The following is a 19,836-nucleotide window of genomic DNA, read 5'->3' on the forward strand; positions in this document are numbered from 1 at the left end:
ATCGTTGCGCGAAAAGCACAATTTGATCCAGATCAACCGAAACCGATAACAAAGTGGCAACAAATCGTGGCAAACGACGTTCTATGTCGCATGAGCCCGCCCGATCCGCATAGCCAGGCGACACAGTCGGACAGTCACCATGTCGTGCATCGCCCGCGCGACAGCGATGGCGTGGGCAACGCGCTGCGCCAGATTTTCACGGGCGCGCCAAGCCTTCCGAGCGACCTGACGTCGTTGCTGAGGCGGCTGTCGAAAGACAATTAGGGGCTGCTAGGGGCTGCGATCGCGGTTCGATCGGCCCTGGAAGATCGTTCAACCTCGCCGACAGACTGCCAACTTTTCGGGCAGCGGTTGCGCTGGCTTTCCGAAAAAAGCGCGACGGATTAGACGCACCTCGACCTAAGTCGAAGCCGCTCTATTCCTCATCCTCGTCGATGTCGTCGTCGCCCTGATCGGGTGCCGGGCTATGGTCTCCGCTAAGGTCGTCGACCTCGTCCATGATGGTATCGAGCGCCGTACGCCCCGGATGATCGGGGGCATTGCGGCGCGAGGTGAGTTGCCCCCCGCTCAGGATCGCCTCGAGCGCGACGCGTCCGCGCGCGACACGGCTCTTGATCGTGCCGACCGCGACCTGACAGATTTCGGCAGCCTCTTCATAGGCAAAACCGCCGGCGCCGACCAGAATGAGCGCCTCGCGTTGCGGCTGCGGCAAGTGCAGCAGCGCACGCTGCATATCGCCCAGCTCGACATGCTTGTCCTGACTGGCGGGCGCGGCGAGGATGCGGTCGGCGACGAGATCGTCCCACTCGCCCTTGAACCGCGCGCGACGCATCTGACTCAGATACAGGTTACGCAGGATGATGAAGGTCCAGGCACGCATGTTGGTGCCGGCTTGAAAGCGCTGCCGCGCTGCCCATGCCTTGAGTAAGGTTTCCTGCACCAAATCGTCAGCGAGGTCCCGGCTGCCCGACAAGGAGCGGCCGAACGCGCGGAGATGCGGGATCACTTGCCCCAGTTGTTCCTTGAACTCCGGATCCGACAGGGCGACGTGCTCGATCGCTTCCCCATTGGCGTCCACGGTGCCGGTCTCTGTGCTGTTCATGGAACTCCGTCGAACGTGGGGGCCGCCAACGCGCGACCGGGAGGATACATAGGGTGACATGGGCGCCAGGGCCAAGCCGGACTGGTCCATTATTGGTGGAACAGCACCGGCCCCCACACGATCGCCGACAGGATTACCACCGCCAGCACCAACGAAATGCCGAGGACGTAGCGCATGACGCCGGGCGTCGCGCCGGCCCGTGCATGCTCGGCATCGGTGTGTACCGACGCCTCTGAGGGAGTGGGTTCAGCCATGATACCAAAACGCACCGATCCCGTTTTGGCTCCGTAACTGATGGAACTTTGAGTATTTCTTTCAATTACAACAATATGCACGCAAAAGCCCGTCCCCCAGCAACATAGTTCGGATGTTGCCGGGGGTCGATCGCAGGCGAAAACGCGACGAATGCGTCAGGCAGGCACGGTCGATTCGTCGAAGAACAACGCCTGGCTGATCGCCGCCTTGACCGTCGAACGCTGGAACGGCTTGGTGATCAGGAAGGTCGGCTCGGGCCGCTCGCCGGTCAGCAGGCGTTCGGGGAAAGCGGTGATGAAGATGACGGGCACCTGGAATTCGGCAAGGATGTCCTTCACCGCGTCGATCCCAGAACTGTCGTCGGCCAGCTGGATATCGGCGAGCACCAGGCCGGGGCGATCGGCCATCGCCGCGGCGACCGCCTCGTCGCGCGTGACCGCGACGCCGGTGACGTCATGCCCCAAATCGCGGACGATCGTCTCGATATCCATCGCGATGATCGGCTCATCCTCGATGATCAGCACTCGCGCGCGCGTTTGCTGCTCGATCTCGGCGAGCGCTTCGGCAACTAGCTTCTCGACTTCATCATTCTCGACGTCGATCAGATAGGCCGCGTCTTCGGTGGTGAAGCCTTCCATCGCCGTCAACAATAGCGCCTGTCGCGACAATGGCGTCATCCGCGCCAGCCGGGCCCGCGCAATCGCTTCCTGCCCGCTGACATTGTCGCCGGCGGGCGTTTCGCTCTCATCCGCATTGGCGCTCTGCCAGATTGCCTGGAAGGTGCGGTACAGGCCCAGCCGCGGATCGACGTCGCGCGGAAACTCCTCCGGTGCTGCGACGATCGCCTCGAGCGTGGCGCGGACATAGCGGTCGCCATGTTCCTGGCTTCCCGTCAACGCCCGCCCATAACGACGCAGGAAGGGTAGATGTGGGGCTAGCTGCTGACCGAGCGACATAACGATTTCAATCTCCCCGATAGGATGCCGGACCTTAGTGGGGGGCCGGCCTGGTGAATGCAACGCGACAAATTTTCTGTTCGCTAGTGGAACAATCGAGATCGTTTTTGGTTTCACAGACATGATGGCGCATTCTAAGCGTCGTGTCGGGACCCCCTCTTGCGGGTCATTTTCTCTTCCGGCATGGCCGGCATGTATATGAGGGGGATTGCGTTGCAGCCTGGCCGGCCGTCGTCGAAGCGGGACAAGAAGTCCGACGACAAGGATGACAAGGGCAAAAAGGGTAAGGACGAGGCGATGGGCGCTGCCCTTCGCTCGGTCTATCATGCCGCCGCCAGCGAGCCCGTTCCCGATCAGATGCTCGATCTGCTGCGCAAGCTGGGATAGGCCATGGGCGGCCTGACGGCTGGTGAAAGAGCGGCGGGCACGCTGGGCGCACGAGTCGCGCGCATGCCGACCGGCGCCAAGATTTTCCTGATCCTGGGCGTGGCGCTGTTGCCGTTCGCCGTCATCGCTTTTTTCGCGACATTGTCGACCACGCGCCAGGCCGGGCAGGAAGCCGCCTCGCAATTGCGCGTCGCCGCCCAGGAAAGCTCGCGCAACCTCTCGATCGAGCTGGTCGGCGACATGACCGCGCTGACCTCCGCGATGAAGGCTTTGGCGATCGATCACGGTGATACGCCGAGTTGCGCGCGCGTGCAGGGCGTGTTCGCGCAGCAATCGACCACCGGCGCCGGGTTCATGATCGTCGACGGCGAGAACCGACTGCTCTGCGGTTCGCGTCTGCCGCTGGCGATGCCCGAGCAGATGCGGGCCAGTGGATCGACCTCACGGATCGTCCCCGGCAAAGGGATCGTGCTGGCGATCGCTGCCCCGGGCGGCGAGGTGCGCGGCGCCGCTTTTTTCCCCGCGGCATTTCTCTCGGAGATCGCCAAGCCGACCGGCTTCGCGTCCGATTATGAGGAATCGCTGAGCAGCCCCGACAGCGCCGACCGGCTGGTGCTGCGGTCGCTGGGCGGCGAAAACCCGCTCGACCTGTACGTCCCGGTCCGCGCGGCGCTGGGAATCGGCGACCTGTCGGTCGAAATGCGGATGCGGACGAAGGTGCTGACCTCGCCGATCCTGATCGCGTTGATCTTTCCGATCCTGATGTGGGTGGCGGCCGCCGGTTTTGCCTGGTTCGTCGTCGATCGCCTGTTGATCAAGCCATTGCGGACGTTGCGCGCCAGCGTCGCCGCCTATCGACCGGGCGAAGTGATCGATCCCGCAGTCGTACGATCGCTGCCGGCACAGGAAATCCGCGAACTCGGCGAGACGTTCCGGTCGCTGAGCCGGACGCTGATCCTGCACGAGGCGGGGCTGGCCGAAGGATTGGTGCGCCAGACGCGGCTGACGCGTGAGGTCCATCATCGCGTGAAGAACAATCTGCAGGTCATCTCCAGCCTGATCAACCTTCACGCGCGCGGCGCCCAGGCGGCCGAGGCGGCGCGCGCTTATGCCTCGATCCAGCGGCGGGTCGACGCGCTGGCGGTGGTCCATCGCCACCATTTCGCCGAGATGGAAGATAATCGCGGACTGAGCCTGCGATCGGTGATCGGCGAGCTCGCGTCCAACATCCGCGCGACCAGTCCCGAAAATTCCGGCCTGTCGATCCTGCTCGACGTCGAACCCTGGTTGGTTACCCAGGACATCGCGATCGCGATCGCCTTCCTGCTGACCGAGATCATCGAACTCGCGATCAACGTCATTCCCAACGCGCAGATCCACATTTCGGTGCGCGAGGGTGAAACGCCCGGCACCGCGATCCTGCGCGTCACGTCACCCTCTCTGGTCGACGGCGATGCGCTGGTCGGCGCACTGGGACAGCGTTACGCTAGGGTGATCGAGGGCCTGTCGCGACAGCTTCGCGCACCGCTCCACCATGACCCGCTGACCGGGTCCTATGAGATCGCGGTCGTCGTGACGGGCCGCGACTAAAATAATTTTTCGATCGACGTTTTTTTTGGGAACCACCTCGAAAAAGATGCGTTTGGTTCTTCGGATAGCGACCTTATGCCCCCCCGCTCTCGCTATCCACGACATAGGCCCGGAAGCGTCAACCCCTCCCCCCCCGGTGGCGCTTCCGGGCCTAAATTCGTCTAAACTCAGCGAAAATCGCCAAATCCAAAATTCCGCTGGCACAACGCCGCGGCTCGACGATTGGCGAGCCGCGCGTTATCGCGAGCCCAATTTCGCAGTTCGGGAGATATCATCGTGAATAGAATTATCGGTCTGACCATCGCCGCCGCCGCGCTTTTGCTTGCCGGCTGCAACACGATTTCGGGCATGGGCAAGGACGTCAGCTCGGTCGGACACACGGTCTCCAAGACCGCCGACAAGCACAAATAGTCTGGTTCAGAGTCTTTTTCAGCTTTGCTGAAACATAGACTACGCCGTTTCGGCGTCGGGGACTGGCTGGCGGTCCCGACGCCGATGCGTCAGCCAGATTACGCCGAGCGTCAGCACGTAGAGGCCGACCAGCGGCAGCGCGAGCATGATCATCGACCCGGCATCCGGCGGGGCCAGGAACAGCGCCACCGCGAAACATCCCAGGATCGCATAGCGCCACGCCCGGACGAGCTGTCCCAGCGTGACGATCCCGGCGCGTTCGACCAGCATCAGTAGCACGGGCATCAGGAACGAGACGCCGAACCCGAACAGGAACTGCATGATGAACTTCAGGTAATTGTCGGCCGCCGGCAACGCCTCCTGCTCCACCCCGCCGATATTTCCCTGATAGCCGAGCAGGAAATGGAGCGCGCCCGGCACCGCGAAGAAATAGGCGAAGCTGGCCCCCAGTCCGAACAGGACAGGCGTCGCCAGCAAGAACGGGAGGAGCGCGCGCTTCTCCTTGCGATAGAGCCCGGGCGCCACGAACTGCCACAGCTGATTGGCGATGACGGGAAAGGCCAACATGATCGCGGCGAAGAACGCGACCTTCAACTGCACGAAGAACATCTCGTAGGGAGAGGTGTAGATCAGCTTCGGAAAGCCGGCCTTGACCAGCGGATGCACCAGCACGGCGAAGATCGGCTCGAAGAAATAGAGACAGACGCCGAACAGCAGCGCCAGCGTACCCAGACTGATCAGCAGGCGTTTGCGCAACTCGATCAGATGATCGAGCAACGGCGCGCGGCTGGCGTCGATATCGTCCTCGTCACTCATCGAATTATTCGTCCGGCGATTCGGGGGATGCGGCCGCCTTGGATCGACGCGCACGAGGTTTCGGCGCGGCCGGCTCGAATGTATCCAGCGACATCTGCGCCGTGGCCTTTGCGCGCGACTTGCGCACGGCCGGTTTCGGCGCGGGCGCGGGCGCAGGCTCGGGCGCGGCGCTCTCTGGTTCGGCCGCGATCGCCGGCTGTTCGACCATCACCGGTCCTGGATCCGAATAGACATCGCTACCCGTTGCGTCCTGCGGCTTGGGCGCCATCAGCGCGGCCATGTCCACGGTCTGCGGGAATTCGCGCATGATGCGCTCATTCTCCGCTTTCCACTTCTTTTCCATTTCCGCGAATTCGGCCTCGCGGATCATGTCGTCGAAGCCCGAGCGGAACTGACGCGCCAGCCCGCGCGCCTTGCCGACCCATTGCCCGGCAAAGCGCATCGCGCGCGGCAAGTCCTTGGGCGGAATGACGAGCAGCGCCACTCCCCCCAATACCAGCAATTCGGTCGGGGCTATGTCCAGGATCACGGCCGGATACCTCTCCGGCGGCTTTTAGCGTTCGGCGTCGCGGACGCGTTCGGCTGCGGCATCGATCGTGGGATCGGTCTGCCGCTTGGCCTCGATCCGGCTCGGCGGGACAGCGTCGTCATCCTCCGCCATGCCCTTCTTGAACTGCTTGATGCCCTTGGCCACGTCACCCATCATGCTCGAGAACCGGCCTCCACCAAGGACCAGAATCGCGATCACACCAAAGATCAGCCAATGAACCAGGCTGAAACTACCCATCACAAGATCTCCCAAAGGCGTAAACGCTATCTAGTCCCGATCGCCGTCATTTTCCACTTGTTCCTCGCCACCGTCATCGGCCTCGCCCGCCATCGACATTTCGGCCATGGCGAGATCGATCGGATCGAGCAGGCCGGCAGCACGCAGATCGTCGATACCGGGAAGATCGCGGCGGCTGGCGAGCCCGAAGTGCGTGAGGAATTCGGGCGTGGTCGCAAAGGTGAGCGGGCGCCCCGGCGTCTCTCGGCGACCGGCGGGACGTACCCAGCCCGCCTCCATCAGGACGTCGAGCGTCCCCTTGCTGATCTGGACGCCGCGAATCGCCTCGATCTCCGCTCGCGTGACCGGCTCGTGATAGGCAGTGATCGCCAGCGTCTCGATCGCCGCGCGCGACAGCTTCCGAGGTTCCTCGCGGTCGCGGCGCAGCAAATGCGCGAGGTCGCCCGCGGTCTGGAAATGCCAGCGATCGCCGCGCCGAACCAGCTCGATCCCGCGGCCGGCATAATCTTCGGTGATCCGCTGCAGCGCGCCGCGAACGTCGATATCCTCACCGACATGCGCGCGGATCAGGTCGATGGTCAGCGGCTCCTCGGCGGCGAACAACACCGCTTCGACAGCGCGGATCGGATCGTCGGGGTCGATCGTCATGCCTCCACCCTTTCGCCGGTCGCCTTGAGGTAGAGCGGCGCGAATGCCGATTTCTGGCGCAATTCGGCCTTGCCCATCCGCGCGAGTTCGAGCGCCGCGACGAAACTGGAGGCCAGCGCCGACTTGCGGAACGCGCCGTCGAGACTGTCGGGCAGGAAGCTTTCGATCGTTGCCCAGTCGATCCGCTCGCCGAGCAATCGCGACACGCGTTCGAGCGCAGCGTCCAGCGTCATCACCAGCCGGTCATGGACGACGTGAAAAACGGGACGGTTGCGCGCGTTGATCTGGCCGTAAGCAGCGATCAGATCGTAGATCTCGGCCTGCCATTGTGCCCGGCGCACCGTTCGCAATCCTTCGGGCGCGGCGCGGCGGAAGACATCGCGGCCGACCCGATCGCGCGCGAGCAGCCGCGCGCCGGCATCGCGCATCGCGTTGAGCCGCTCGAGCCGCATCTGCAGCCGCAGCGCAAGTTCCTCGGGGCTCGGTTCGACCTCCGGATCGCGCGGCAGCAGCAGCGCCGATTTGAGATAGGCCAGCCACGCCGCCATCACGAGATAATCGGCCGCGACTTCGAGCTTCAGCGTGCGGGCATGCTCGATATAGGAAAGATATTGCTCGACCAGTTGCAGGATCGAGATCTGCTTGAGGTCGACCTTTTGCGACCGGGCAAGCGCAAGCAGAAGGTCGAGCGGGCCTTCCCACCCCTCGATGTCGAGCGTCAGCGTGTCCTCGGCGGCGTCCATTGGGATGCTTTTAGACAGGTTCGTCGCGAGGGCGAAAGTCGGGCGCGTGGAGTGTTGTGGATAAAAGCCGCCCACCAAATCCGTCGTCACCCCGGGCTCTTCCCGGGGTCCAACCCTCCACAACGGAATCCAACCGTTGTTACACGTTGGATGCCGGAACAAGCCCGGCATGACGCTGTGGGTTTAGGCCAGGGCCAGCAACTCATCCCGCTTGGCGAGCAACTCCGCGAAATCGCCTTGCGGCGCGACGCCCCGCACCGTCGCCATCGCGCGGTCGAGCCGTTCGAGCGACTTGGCCGGCATGTCGTTGAGCAAGGTCGCGATCTCCTGCATCTCGTCCATCCGCCCCCAGCAATCGAGCACGATATCGCACCCGGCAGCGATCGCACCCGCGGCCTTCTCCCCCGCGGTCCCCGACAATGCCTTCATGTCGATATCGTCGGTCATCAGCAGCCCGTCGAAGCCGATCTTGCCGCGGATGACCTGCTCGACGATTACCGGCGACATGGTCGCGGGGCGTTCGGGGTCCCAGGTCTGGAACACGATATGACTGGTCATCCCCATCGGCGCGTCCGCCAGGCGGCGGAACGGTTCGAGATCGATCTCCAATTCCTCCTCCGACGCCGTGACCGTCGGCAGGTGGAAATGCGTGTCGACGACCGCGCGACCATGGCCGGGCATATGCTTGACCACGCCGATCACGCCGCCCGCGCGCAACCCTTCCATGATCGCCTTGCCCATCGCCGCGACGCGCATCGGCTCGTGCCCCAGGGCGCGGATGGTAATCGCCTCGGTCGTGTCGCGCTGGCTGACGTCGAGCAAGGGCCAGCAATCGACGTTGACGCCGACTTCGGCCAGCATCAGCGCGGTCGCCTGGGCATTGACTCGCGCCGCCTCGATCGCGCTCATCGGCGCGATGTCGTAAAGCCTGTCGAAATCGGGTCCGGCAGGGAATTGCGGCCATTCGGGCGGCTGCATCCGCTGCACCCTGCCCCCTTCCTGATCGATCAGGATCGGCAGTTCGTCGCGCCCGGTCAGCTCACGCAGGCTGTCGGTCAGTGCGCGGACCTGCTCGCGATTCTCGATATTCCGCTTGAACAGGATGTACCCGGCGGCATCGGCGTCCTTGTAGAACGCGCGTTCGTCGTCGGTGAGGGTCAGGCCGGACAGGCCGAAGATCACGGGCTTCATGGCGGTGCTTCTACTCGCGCACGTCCCGCGTTCAAGGTCGGTCGGCCCAAACGACTGCCAAAGCCCGGTTTCTGCGAGACGGGAGCCTACTGATCGATTTTTCCGCTCGCGGAGATCAGATTAACTCATCGCATAAATGATTGCGGCGCTTCGCCACACAAGCCACAACCAATGGGCGAGCCGTGCTCCGGCTGCGCACCCGATCCGATAGAGCCCCAGCGCCGATCGCACCGGCGCGAACGAGAGGAAGAACGAGATGGACGCTGTCACCGAAGGTAGCCCGCTGAGCGATCCGAGCAAGGAACCCGCGGCGCTTCGCACGCTGCTCGGCCGAACCAACCGCGACTGGTGGCCCAATTATCTCTCGCTCGACATCCTTCACCAGAAGGGCATCAGCGGCAATCCGATGGGCGACGACTTCGATTATGCAAAGGAGTTCAAGTCGCTCGACCTCGCCGCGGTCAAGCGGGATCTGACCGCGCTGATGACCGACAGCCAGCCCTGGTGGCCGGCCGATTACGGGCATTACGGCCCCTTCTTCATCCGCATGGCGTGGCATTCGGCGGGCACCTACCGCACCGGCGACGGCCGCGGCGGCGCCAATGCCGGGCAGCAGCGCTTCGCCCCGCTCAATTCCTGGCCGGACAACGGCAATCTCGACAAGGCGCGCCGCCTGCTCTGGCCGATCAAACAGAAATATGGCCGCAAGCTCAGCTGGGCGGACCTGATGATCCTGGCCGGCAATGTCGCGATCGAATCGATGGGTGGGCCGGTGTTCGGCTTCGGCGGCGGCCGCGCGGACGTGTGGGAGCCCGAGCGCGACATCTATTGGGGTACCGAGGAGCAATGGGTCGGCAGCCCCGACAGCAAAACCCGCATCGACGAGGAAGAAGGCCGCGCGCTGGAAAGCCCCCTCGCCGCGATCCAGATGGGCCTGATCTACGTCAACCCCGAAGGGCCGGGCGGCGTGCCCGATCCGCTCAAGTCCGCGCGCGACATCCGCGAGACCTTCCATCGCATGGGCATGAATGACGAGGAGACCGCGGCGCTCACCGCCGGCGGCCACACATTCGGCAAGGCGCACGGCGCGGGCGACGCCAGCCTGGTCGGGGCCGCGCCGGAAGGCGCCGACATCGCGCAACAGGGTCTCGGCTGGCAGTCCGGACATGAGAGCGGGATCGGCGACCACACCATCACCTCGGGCATCGAGGGATCGTGGACCCCGAAGCCGACCGAGTGGACCATGCTCTATTTCGACATGCTGCTCGATCACGACTACGAGCTGACGCGCAGCCCCGCCGGCGCGAAGCAGTGGCACCCGGTCGGCGACCCGCCCGAAACGCTTGCCCCCAAGGCGCACACGCCGGGCGTCAAGGTCCCCACGATGATGACCACCGCCGACATGGCGCTGAAAATGGACCCCGCATACCGCAAGGTCATGGAGAAGTTCCGCGCCGACCCGGCCTATTTCGCCGACACCTTCGCGCGCGCATGGTTCAAATTGTGCCATCGCGACATGGGCCCGAAGGCACGCTATCTCGGCCCCGACGTCCCCGCCGAGGATTTGATCTGGCAGGACCCGATCCCCGCCGGTCCACGGCTGAGCGACGGCGACATCGCCACGCTGAAGGGCAAGATTGCCGATTCCGGACTCAGCGTCGCGCAGTTGGTGAAGACCGCCTGGGCGTCGGCCGCAACCTATCGCGGATCGGACCATCGCGGCGGCGCCAATGGCGCGCGTATCCGCCTGGCGCCGCAAAAGAACTGGGAAGTGAACGAACCGGCCGAACTCGCCAAGGTGCTCGACGTCTATGCGCGCATCCAGGCCGACTTCGGCGGCGCGGGGAAGGTCAGCATCGCCGACCTCATCGTCCTCGGCGGCAATGTCGGCGTAGAGCAGGCTGCGCGCGCCGCCGGCCATAGCGTGACGGTGCCGTTCACCAGCGGCCGCGGCGACGCGACTGCCGAACAGACCGATGTCGAGGGCTTTGCGGTGCTCGAGCCGCGCGCCGACGGCTTCCGCAATTACCTGCAGGTCAAATTCAACGTGCCCACCGAGGAATTGCTGATCGATCGTGCCCAGCTACTCGGCCTGAGCGCACCGGAAATGACCGTGCTGGTGGGGGGCCTTCGCGTGATCGGCGCCAATTACGACGGCTCGAAGCATGGAGTCTTCACCGATCGGCCCGGCCAGCTGACCAACGACTTTTTCGTCAACCTGCTCGATATGGCGACCGCGTGGCGACAGATCGACGACTCGGGCGACGAAGAATTCGAAGGCAATGATCGTAGCACCGGCCAGCGCAAATGGACCGGAACGCGCACCGATCTAGTGTTCGGGGCGAATTCGGAATTGCGCGCCTTGTCCGAAGTCTATGCCTCGGCGGATGCCAACGATCAGTTCGTCGCCGATTTCGTCAAGGCATGGGCCAAGGTGATGAACGCCGATCGCTACGACCTCGCCTGAGGTCGAACAGTCCCGCCTGGCCGGATCGGCCGGGCGAATAGAGCCGCCGGCGCCCCCTCCCCCTTGGCGCCGGCGGCTTTTATTTGGGTGGGTTGCCGGACCTAGGCGACCGCTTCAGCGCCCATTGCAAGGGGCGAACCCCGATAGGCAGCCTCGTCCAATATGCCGGCCCGCTTGGCCACGACGGTCGGCACCAACGCCTGCCCCGCCACGTTGACCGCGGTGCGGCCCATGTCGAGGATCGGATCGATCGCCAGCAACAGGCCCGCACCCTCGAGCGGCAGGCCCAGGGTCGACAGCGTCAGCGTCAGCATCACCGTCGCGCCGGTCAGCCCGGCGGTCGCCGCCGACCCGATCACTGAGACAAAGGCGATCAAGCCATAATCGCCGAGGTGCAGCGGAATGCCGTAGAATTGCGCCACGAAGATCGCCGAGATCGCGGGATAGATTGCCGCGCATCCGTCCATCTTGGTGGTGGCGCCCAGCGGCACCGCGAAGGCGGCATAGGCTTGCGGCACGCCCAGCCGTCGCTCCGTCACTTCCTCGGTCACCGGCAAGCTGCCGACCGAAGAACGCGACAGGAAACCGAGCTGGATCGCCGGCCAGGCGCCCGCGAAGAAACGCAGCGGATTGAGACCATTGGCGATCAGGATCGCCGGATAGACCAGCAGCAGGACGATCGCGAGACCGGCATAGACGGCGATCGCGAACGCGCCGAGCGACGACAGCGCATCCCAGCCATAGCGGACCAGGGCGTCGGCGATCAGCGCCGCGCTGCCGATCGGCGTGAGCGCGATTACCCAGCGCAGCAACCGGCGGAAGATCGCCAGGGCCGATCCGTTGAACGCCAGGAAGGCCTCGCCCGGCTCGCCGATCCTGACCGCGGCCGAGCCGACCGCGAGCGCCGCGACGATCACTTGCAGCACGTTGAACGACACCGCCGTCGACGCCACGCCATCGGTGACCGTTGTGGCGGCGCCCAGCCCCAGTGCGTTGGCGGGGACCAGCCCTTTGAGGAAATCGAGCCACGATCCCGTCGTGCCGGGCGCCTTGGCAGCGCCGGCGGCGACCGACGCATGCAGCCCCGGCTGAATCGCCAGCCCGAGAAGGATGCCGATCGCGACCGCCATCAGCGCGGTGACCGCGAACCACAATAAGGTGCGGGAAACCAGCGCAGCGGCGTTTTCCAGCGTCCGCAACGCCGCGACCGACGCGACGATCGCGGTGAACACCAATGGCGGCACCAGCGCCTTGAGCAATTGGACGAAGATCTGGCCGACCGTATGCGCCGTCTCGCCGATCGCCGCACTGCCCAGCCAGCGCGCCAGCACCCCGACCGCCAGGCCGGCGGCCATGCCGATCAGCACTTGCGCGCCGAAAGAGGGCCTGATCCGCGCGCTCACGACGCCATCCTCCGCGCCGGCGGCCGGGTGCGGGCCAGCGCCTCGCCGAGCGCATCGGCCTCCGCACCGTGCAGACGGATGGCGCCGGGTTGGACGATCACGCTTTCGGGTGGGACGTCGTCGAGCAGCCAGACATTGCCGCCGATGGTCGAGCCGCGGCCGATCGTCACCCGGCCAAGGATGGTCGCGCCGGCATAGATCACGACATCGTCCTCAACGATCGGGTGCCGCGCATAGCGTTCGCGCGGTGTCGTGCTCGCATCCCATAACGGGCTGCGCGCGCCCAACGTGACGTGCTGATAGAGCCGGACGTTCGAACCGATGATCGATGTCTCGCCGATCACCACACCGGTGCCATGATCGATGAAGAAGCGCGGGCCGATCGCAGCGCCGGGATGGATGTCGATGCCGGTCCGCGCATTGGCGAGTTCCGAAATCGACCGCGCGACGATCGCCGCGCCCAATTTATGCAGCTCGTGCGCGATGCGGTGATGCAGCGTCGCGATCGCACCGGGATAGCTCACCAGAATCTCATCCACGCTGCGCGCGGCGGGATCGCCGATAAAGGCGGCGTCGATATCGCTGTCGATCGATGCCCGAATGTCGGCCAAGGTCGTAGCGAAATGCCGGATTAGAGTGGAGGCGTGGTCGTCGTCGAACGGCGCGGCGCTCTCCAGCTGCCAATAGGCGATTTCGGCATCTATTTCCTGCCGCAGGATATCGAGCCCGTTCGCCAGGCGCGCGGCGACGAAGGCGTCTTCCTGTTCAGACCCATCGCGAAACCCGCCGAGACGGCGTGGGTACAGGGCTGCGGACAGATCGCGGATCGCCTGCCCGAGCGCTTCGGGCGACGGAAATCGCACGGCCGGCGGTTGGCGGCGCGCGCGTGACGTGAGCCGCGCATCGCGTAAGTCGGCGACGGCGCTTTGGATGAATTCCGTCGACACATCGTCGATCAAATTTTCGGCCACCATCGCAACGCCACCACTGTTCAAACAAGGGAAGCGGCCCGGCTGCTAGGGGACGGCCGGGCCGCAGTTTGTGTCCAGGGAGCGGACGGCATCTTTATAATTCATAGCATTTTGATGGGAAATAGAGCTCTGCTTGCCGGCACCCAAGGATCGCTTGTGCCGTCGTAAGGATCGCCCGGCCAGGCGATGGGATAACATTGCCCCCGCCCCCCGCCGTCATTATCGTGCCGCCATGCGCCAGCGAATCCTGATCGGTCTTGCCCTCGTCCTCATCCTGGTGGGCGGCCTCTATCTCTATTTTGCCCAGCCCGATGAAGCGCGGCTCAGCGTCGCGGCGGTCAGCGGCAGCCGGCCCGACATCACGCCCGCGCGCGCGCAGATCTGGCCGACGATCAAGGTCGCCAACGCGGTGGGATGGAAGCAGGGGGAGATGCCGACAGCGGCGGCCGGGCTCAAGGTCAACGCCTTCGCCTCCGGGCTCGATCATCCCCGCTGGCTCTACCGCCTGCCCAATGGCGACGTGCTGGTTGCCGAGACCAATTCGCCGCCGCGTCAGGGCGGCGGGATCGCCGGCTGGGTGATGGGCTACCTCCTCAACAAGGGCGGCGCCGGCGTGCCTTCGGCCAACCGCATCACCTTGTTGCGCGACGCGAATGGTGACGGCGTGGCTGAGGTCAAGCAGCCTTTCCTGACCGGGCTCAACTCGCCGTACGGCATGGCGCTGCTCGGCTCATATCTCTACGTCGCCAATACCGACGCGTTGGTGCGCTATCCCTTCACGCCAGGCCAAACCAAGATCGACGCCAAGCCTGAGACAGTGATCAAATATCCCGGCGGCGGCAACCATTGGGCGCGCAACGTCATCGTCGCGGAGGACGGCAAGACGCTGTATTTGACGGTCGGATCGTCGACCAACATCGCCGACAACGGCCTGGACGCGGAGAAATTCCGCGCCAACATCCTACAAGTCTTCCCCGACACGAAGACCTTCCGCATCTATGCCGCAGGCATACGCAATGCCAACGGACTGGCGCTCGAGCCCAGGACCAAGGCGTTGTGGACGGTGGTCAACGAACGCGACATGCTCGGCTCCGACACGCCGCCCGATTATTTGAGCGCGGTGGAAGCCGGCGACAATTTCGGCTGGCCATGGTTCTATTGGGGCGGCTATCCCGACCACCGCGTGAAGCCGGCAAATCCCGGGCTGCAGGAATATGTGAAGCGTCCCGATTACGCATTGGGTCCGCATGTGGCGGCGCTGGGGCTGGCTTTCGCCGACGAGGCGCGGCTCGGCCCGCAATTCGCGGACGGCGCCTTTATCGGCGAACACGGATCGTGGAACCGGCTGCCGGTATCGGGCTATCGCGTCATCTATGTGCCGTTCGGCGACAACGGCTTTCCCGCCAAGGGCGCGAAAGCAGTCGACGTGCTGTCGGGATTCCTGGATGCCAAGGGTCAGGCGCGCGGCCGTCCGGTCGGCGTAACCTTCGACGCCACCGGCTCGTTGCTGGTGGCGGACGATATCGGCAACACGATCTGGCGCGTGACTTCCGCGACGCCGGTTCCGGCGTCCGACCCGTCACCCGCCGCCACTCCGAAACCGTCACGCTAAGGGATTGTAAGGGGCGGACTGCAACTGGCCCCCCGACCGCGCAGTCCGCACACCCGTACGACACCGAAAGGTCCACGCGTTGACGCGTATCTTTTCCCTCGATTCCGTTGCTTTACACTAACTTGTCCGATTCATGCGTTGACGATTTCAATTTAACTGCCCAAAATGGGTCACTGCGGGGGCGGGAGTGAGTCATATGGCTGCTGGCGACCGCGTCGCGACGGTTCCCGAGGGCATGAGCGACCATTGGCGCACCGCCATGTTCGCGCTCACCAACCTGTTCCTGTCGATGCACCGAACCTTCACGGGGCATGAGGGTCACAGCCCTTCGGTCGTGCTGATCTATTGCACCGTCTCGGTCGGCAATATCCAGAAGCTGATGCGCGAACGCAGCGTTCCCCGTGAATTCACCGCGACTGCGATATTGCCCCGCGAATGGGTGGTTCCGATGTCGCGGAGCGCGATTGCCGCAACCACCGGCCTGCCGCGCGAAACCGTCCGCCGCCATGTCGCACAGATGATCGAGGCTGGGCTGCTGGTCGAAGATCCGCGTGGGGGCGTTACCGTGGTTCCGGGTTCGATCCAGGATCGTTCGCTCGAGCCGCTGCTCGAGACTTTGCTTACCGAATTTTCGCGCACTGCCGAAGCGTTGCTGCGGGCGGGCGTGATCGAAGTCACGACCGGCTGATCGTCCGGCCGGCTTCTATTCGAGCAATTTGGGCGCTTCCTTGGCGAGCTTCGCGCGGATGCGGTCGGCGAACAGCGCCAGGAACGGCGGCAGGTCGACCGTCGCGATCACTCGGTCATTGCGCACGTCCAGGCTGGAGGAGACGCGCTGCCCCATCGCCGCGACGGTGAAATGAAGCACGTCAGCCGTCCAATGATGCTCGACTTCGGCGCCGCCGGGAAACCAGCCCGACAATTTGCCGATCCCGGCATCGACCCGCCGCCGCGCCTCGGCAAGGCCGAGCTTGTGCGGCACCTCGACGACGATCGGATCGCTCATGTCGTGAAGACCCCTATCGTGATCACGCGGCAAACAATTGCGCGTCGTCGGCGAACGCCTTGAACTCAAGCGCGTTCCCGGACGGATCGAGGAAGAACATCGTGGCCTGCTCGCCCGGCTGGCCGACGAAGCGGATATGAGGCTCGATCCCGAAGGGGATGCCCGCCGCCTTTACCCGGTCGGCCAGCGCCCGCCAGGCATCCATTGTCAGCACGACCCCGAAATGCGGCACTGGGACGTCGTGACCGTCCACTGGGTTGGACACCACGACCGCTTTGGCCGCGGGGTCGAGATGGGCGACGATCTGATGCCCGAACAGATCGAAGTCGATCCAACTGTCCGAGCTGCGCCCTTCCGGACAGCCGAGCGTGCCGCCGTAAAAAGCGCGGGCAGCGGCGAGATCGTGAACGGGAAAGGCGAGGTGGAAGGGACGGAGCATGACTCCTAGCTACCGCCCGCAGAGCCAAACGTCACCCCGGACGTGTTCCGGGGTCCAACCTTTCCAGTGGAATTAAGTCTTTGTTGCGCCTTGGATGCCGGGACGGGCCCGGCATGACGATTGGGGCTAGCGCACTTCGTCATTTCGCAGCCATAGCGCGAGGCGATGCGTCGTCTCCTCCCGCTCCTACCACTCGCGCTCGGCGCCGTATCCGCACTCGGATTTGCGCCTTGGGACTGGTGGCCGCTGACCTTGGCCGGGTTTGCGGTCTGGCTGCTCCTTATCCATGGCGCCGGCTCGATCAGGCAGGTCTTGGAAATCGGCTGGCTGTTCGGGCTCGGCCATTTCGCCGTCGCCAATTTGTGGATTCAGCAGCCGTTCGAGTTTCAGGACGCGATGCCGTCTTGGCTCGGCTACGTCGCTGTGGTCCTGGTGGCGGCCTATCTTGCTCTCTTCCCGATGCTTGCCGCCGGACTCGCCTGGCGGCTCGCGAGCCCGGCGGCGAAAGGCGATCCGGCGCCGCGCGTCGACACGGCCTTCGTGCTGGTCGCGGGTGCTGCCTGGATCGCGACCGAATATCTGCGCGGCACCATGTTCACCGGCTATCCATGGGATCCGCTAGCGACGGTCTCGATGTCGGCCGGGCGATGGGCAGGTTTGGCCGCCTATATCGGCACCTACGCGCTGTCGGGCATCTTCGTGGTGGCGAGCGGTTGCTTGCTGGCCGTCATCGTGGATCGCCGCGCTTACACCGCGATTGTCTTCCTAGTCGCCCTCCTGATCTATTCCATCGCGCCAGCGAGTCTCGATCAACATCGCCCTGATCCGCGAACCTATGTTCGCATCGTCCAACCCAACTTGGCCGAAGAAGCGAAGCCGACCGCCGATTACGCCGAAGCCAATTTCCAGGCGCTCGCCCGTCTGTCCGGAAAACCCAATCCCGACCATCCGCGCCTGATCCTGTGGCCCGAAGGCGCGATCCGCTTTCCTGTCGAGGATGGCTATCCGCGCTATGTCTACGACCTGATGGGCAGCGCGCAGACCGCGCGGATCCGAATGGCCTCGCTGCTCGGCGACCATGACGCGATCCTGACCGGCACGCAGGGCATGTATTTCGACAAGCGCACCGAGAATATGATCGCCGCGACCAATTCGATCGCGTTGATCGGCCCCGATGCCCAACTCCACGGCCGCTACGACAAGGCGCATCTGGTCCCCTATGGCGAATATCTGCCGATGCGCCCGGTGCTCGAAGCGATCGGCCTGTCGCGGCTCGTCCCCGGCGATGTCGATTTCATCCCCGGCCCGGGCCCGCGCACGATGGCCATTCCCGGCTTCGGCAAGGTCGGCATGCTGATCTGCTACGAAGTGATCTTCTCGGGCCATGTCATCGACCCTGCGGACCGGCCGGACTTTATCTTCAACCCATCGAACGACGCCTGGTTCGGCACGCTCGGCCCGCCGGCACACCTCGCCCAGGCACGGTTGCGCGCGATCGAGGAAGGCCTGTCGATCGTCCGCGCGACACCGACAGGAATTTCCGCGATCATCGATCCCGACGGCGCTCTCCGTCAGAGCATTCCGATGGGCAAGGCCGGCGCGATCGAAGGCTCGGTAATGCCCGGCACCCCCACCCTCTTCTCGCGCCTCGGCAACTGGATGGCGCTGATCGTCTCGGCGATTCTGCTGATTTGCGCGATTGCCATCCGGCGCCTCGCTCGCTAGGACCCGCAGCCTCATATAAGGAAAGCTTTATATGGGCATGGCAACGGCCCGGCTTTCCGCCAGACCCCAGAGGAAACTCAATGCGTTCCAATTATCTCTTCACGTCCGAATCGGTCTCCGAAGGCCATCCCGACAAGGTCGCGGACCAGATTTCCGACGCCATCGTCGACCTGTTCCTGTCGAAAGACCCCGAAGCGCGCATCGCTTGCGAGACGCTGACCACCACGCAGCTCGTCGTGCTGGCCGGTGAAATCCGCGGCAAGGGCATCATGGATGAGGCCGGCAACTGGGCGCCCGGCGTCCGTGACGAGGTCGAAAAGGCGGTTCGCGATACCGTCAAGCGGATCGGCTACGAGCAGGACGGCTTCCACTGGGAAACCTTCCGCTTCGAGAACAATCTCCATCCGCAGTCGGCGCATATCGCGCAGGGCGTGGACGCCAGCGGCAACAAGGACGAAGGCGCCGGCGACCAGGGCATCATGTTCGGTTATGCCGCCAACGACACGCCGGACCTGATGCCGGCGACGCTCTATTACAGCCACAAGATTCTCGAGCAGATGGCCGCCGACCGCCACTCGGGCAAAGCGCCGTTCCTGGAGCCTGACGCCAAGAGCCAGGTCACCCTGCGCTATGAGGGCAGCAAGCCGGTCGCCGCCACCGCGATCGTGGTCTCGACCCAGCATGGCAAGGGCTATGACGAAGGCGAGAAGGAAGCCGAGCTTCATGCTTATGTGAAGCAGGTCGTCGCCGACGTTATCCCTTCGGGCCTGCTCAGCGACGAAACCGTCTACCACATCAACCCGACCGGCAGCTTCGAGATCGGCGGGCCCGATGGCGACGCCGGCCTGACCGGCCGCAAGATCATCGTCGACACCTATGGCGGCGCGTCGCCGCACGGCGGTGGCGCGTTCAGCGGCAAGGACCCGACCAAGGTCGACCGTTCGGCGGCCTATATCACCCGCTATCTGGCGAAGAACATCGTCGCAGCGGGCCTCGCCCAGCGCGTGACGATCCAGCTGGCCTATGCGATCGGCGTGTCGAAGCCGCTGTCGCTCTATGTCGATACGCATGGCACCGGCACGGTCGGCGACGACAAGCTGGAAGCGGCAATTGGCAAGATCGAAAAGCTGGGCGGCCTGACCCCGCGCGGCATCCGCACCCATCTCGGCCTCAACAAGCCGATCTATGCCCCCACCGCGGCTTATGGTCACTTCGGCCGCAAGCCCGAAGGCGACTTCTTTCCGTGGGAGCGCACCGATCTGGTCGACGATCTCAAGGCCGCTTTGGCCTGATCCCCAGCCGATCGACGGAACAAGCAAGGGCCGGG

Annotated in this window: 22 protein-coding genes; 9 read left to right on the plus strand and 13 right to left on the minus strand. The window is 64.6% G+C overall.

What is annotated here, in order from left to right:
* Nucleotides 1-90 precede the first annotated feature (90 nt).
* Nucleotides 91-264 carry a hypothetical protein gene (locus SMA01S_RS24380; RefSeq protein WP_157093732.1) on the plus strand — a complete coding sequence of 58 codons (174 nt, stop codon included), beginning with the start codon at nt 91-93 and terminating at the stop codon, nt 262-264.
* A 151-nt stretch (nt 265-415) separates the two neighbouring features.
* Here SMA01S_RS24380 and SMA01S_RS01495 read toward each other — a convergent pair whose 3' ends face one another.
* From SMA01S_RS01495 to SMA01S_RS01500, 3 genes are all read right to left on the minus strand, one after another.
* On the minus strand, nt 416-1,102 hold the full coding sequence (locus tag SMA01S_RS01495; protein WP_066816516.1) for a sigma-70 family RNA polymerase sigma factor: 687 nt from the start codon (nt 1,100-1,102) through the stop codon (nt 416-418).
* An 89-nt stretch (nt 1,103-1,191) separates the two neighbouring features.
* On the minus strand, nt 1,192-1,356 hold the full coding sequence (locus SMA01S_RS24765; protein WP_169804158.1) for a hypothetical protein: 165 nt from the start codon (nt 1,354-1,356) through the stop codon (nt 1,192-1,194).
* Between the two features lie 156 nt (nt 1,357-1,512).
* Complete coding sequence (locus SMA01S_RS01500) at nt 1,513-2,313, minus strand: response regulator (RefSeq protein WP_066816518.1); 801 nt, start codon at nt 2,311-2,313, stop codon at nt 1,513-1,515.
* A gap of 183 nt (nt 2,314-2,496) precedes the next feature.
* On the opposite strand from SMA01S_RS01500, the gene SMA01S_RS01505 reads away from it, so the two are divergent.
* The 3 genes from SMA01S_RS01505 to SMA01S_RS01515 all read left to right on the plus strand — a co-directional run bounded on the left by SMA01S_RS01505 (nt 2,497) and on the right by SMA01S_RS01515 (nt 4,701).
* Nucleotides 2,497-2,700 (plus strand): NepR family anti-sigma factor, encoded by a 204-nt coding sequence (locus SMA01S_RS01505; protein ID WP_066816520.1) that lies wholly within the window; start codon nt 2,497-2,499, stop codon nt 2,698-2,700.
* Nucleotides 2,701-2,703: 3 nt separating this feature from the next.
* Nucleotides 2,704-4,290: a sensor histidine kinase gene (locus SMA01S_RS01510; RefSeq protein WP_245649103.1), complete on the plus strand. Its 1,587-nt coding sequence runs from the start codon at nt 2,704-2,706 to the stop codon at nt 4,288-4,290.
* A 276-nt stretch (nt 4,291-4,566) separates the two neighbouring features.
* Entirely contained in the window at nt 4,567-4,701 is a 135-nt protein-coding gene (locus SMA01S_RS01515) for an entericidin A/B family lipoprotein (RefSeq protein ID WP_066816522.1), read from the plus strand.
* A gap of 39 nt (nt 4,702-4,740) precedes the next feature.
* Here the strand turns inward: SMA01S_RS01515 and tatC are convergent, their stop codons facing one another.
* From tatC to nagZ, 6 genes are all read right to left on the minus strand, one after another.
* A complete protein-coding gene (gene tatC / locus SMA01S_RS01520) occupies nt 4,741-5,517 on the minus strand; it encodes a twin-arginine translocase subunit TatC (RefSeq protein WP_066816524.1) in 777 nt (258 codons plus the stop codon).
* A gap of 4 nt (nt 5,518-5,521) precedes the next feature.
* Entirely contained in the window at nt 5,522-6,046 is a 525-nt protein-coding gene (locus SMA01S_RS25050) for a twin-arginine translocase TatA/TatE family subunit (RefSeq protein WP_439654294.1), read from the minus strand.
* Nucleotides 6,047-6,070: 24 nt separating this feature from the next.
* Complete coding sequence (locus SMA01S_RS01530) at nt 6,071-6,304, minus strand: twin-arginine translocase TatA/TatE family subunit (RefSeq protein WP_066816525.1); 234 nt, start codon at nt 6,302-6,304, stop codon at nt 6,071-6,073.
* A gap of 30 nt (nt 6,305-6,334) precedes the next feature.
* Entirely contained in the window at nt 6,335-6,952 is a 618-nt protein-coding gene (gene scpB, locus SMA01S_RS01535) for an SMC-Scp complex subunit ScpB (RefSeq protein ID WP_066816526.1), read from the minus strand.
* Entirely contained in the window at nt 6,949-7,695 is a 747-nt protein-coding gene (locus tag SMA01S_RS01540) for a segregation and condensation protein A (protein ID WP_066816527.1), read from the minus strand. The genes scpB and SMA01S_RS01540 overlap by 4 nt, the downstream gene beginning before the upstream one ends.
* A gap of 183 nt (nt 7,696-7,878) precedes the next feature.
* On the minus strand, nt 7,879-8,886 hold the full coding sequence (gene nagZ, locus SMA01S_RS01545; RefSeq protein ID WP_066816528.1) for a beta-N-acetylhexosaminidase: 1,008 nt from the start codon (nt 8,884-8,886) through the stop codon (nt 7,879-7,881).
* Nucleotides 8,887-9,142: 256 nt separating this feature from the next.
* Between nagZ and katG the strand changes: the two genes are divergently transcribed.
* Nucleotides 9,143-11,353, plus strand: coding sequence for a catalase/peroxidase HPI (katG, locus tag SMA01S_RS01550; RefSeq protein WP_066816529.1), 2,211 nt, complete (start codon nt 9,143-9,145; stop codon nt 11,351-11,353).
* 101 nt (nt 11,354-11,454) lie between these two features.
* Here katG and SMA01S_RS01555 read toward each other — a convergent pair whose 3' ends face one another.
* Together SMA01S_RS01555 and epsC are read right to left on the minus strand one after the other, a co-directional pair.
* A complete protein-coding gene (locus SMA01S_RS01555; protein ID WP_066816530.1) occupies nt 11,455-12,756 on the minus strand; it encodes a dicarboxylate/amino acid:cation symporter in 1,302 nt (433 codons plus the stop codon).
* A complete protein-coding gene (epsC, locus tag SMA01S_RS01560; RefSeq protein WP_066816531.1) occupies nt 12,753-13,730 on the minus strand; it encodes a serine O-acetyltransferase EpsC in 978 nt (325 codons plus the stop codon). Before epsC ends, SMA01S_RS01555 begins: the two co-directional genes overlap by 4 nt.
* A 229-nt stretch (nt 13,731-13,959) precedes the next feature.
* On the opposite strand from epsC, the gene SMA01S_RS01565 reads away from it, so the two are divergent.
* Entirely contained in the window at nt 13,960-15,339 is a 1,380-nt protein-coding gene (locus tag SMA01S_RS01565; protein WP_066816533.1) for a PQQ-dependent sugar dehydrogenase, read from the plus strand.
* A gap of 196 nt (nt 15,340-15,535) precedes the next feature.
* Entirely contained in the window at nt 15,536-16,027 is a 492-nt protein-coding gene (locus SMA01S_RS01570) for a helix-turn-helix domain-containing protein (protein WP_066816535.1), read from the plus strand.
* Between the two features lie 15 nt (nt 16,028-16,042).
* Here the strand turns inward: SMA01S_RS01570 and SMA01S_RS01575 are convergent, their stop codons facing one another.
* Together SMA01S_RS01575 and SMA01S_RS01580 are read right to left on the minus strand one after the other, a co-directional pair.
* Nucleotides 16,043-16,345: a polyhydroxyalkanoic acid system family protein gene (locus SMA01S_RS01575; protein ID WP_066816537.1), complete on the minus strand. Its 303-nt coding sequence runs from the start codon at nt 16,343-16,345 to the stop codon at nt 16,043-16,045.
* Nucleotides 16,346-16,367: 22 nt separating this feature from the next.
* Complete coding sequence (locus SMA01S_RS01580; RefSeq protein ID WP_066816539.1) at nt 16,368-16,784, minus strand: VOC family protein; 417 nt, start codon at nt 16,782-16,784, stop codon at nt 16,368-16,370.
* Between the two features lie 165 nt (nt 16,785-16,949).
* On the opposite strand from SMA01S_RS01580, the gene lnt reads away from it, so the two are divergent.
* Nucleotides 16,950-18,509: an apolipoprotein N-acyltransferase gene (gene lnt, locus SMA01S_RS01585; RefSeq protein WP_066816542.1), complete on the plus strand. Its 1,560-nt coding sequence runs from the start codon at nt 16,950-16,952 to the stop codon at nt 18,507-18,509.
* Between the two features lie 80 nt (nt 18,510-18,589).
* Nucleotides 18,590-19,801, plus strand: coding sequence for a methionine adenosyltransferase (metK, locus tag SMA01S_RS01590; RefSeq protein WP_066816544.1), 1,212 nt, complete (start codon nt 18,590-18,592; stop codon nt 19,799-19,801).
* Nucleotides 19,802-19,836 lie beyond the last annotated feature (35 nt).

Source organism: Sphingomonas mali NBRC 15500 (assembly GCF_001598415.1).
GTDB lineage: Bacteria > Pseudomonadota > Alphaproteobacteria > Sphingomonadales > Sphingomonadaceae > Sphingomonas > Sphingomonas mali.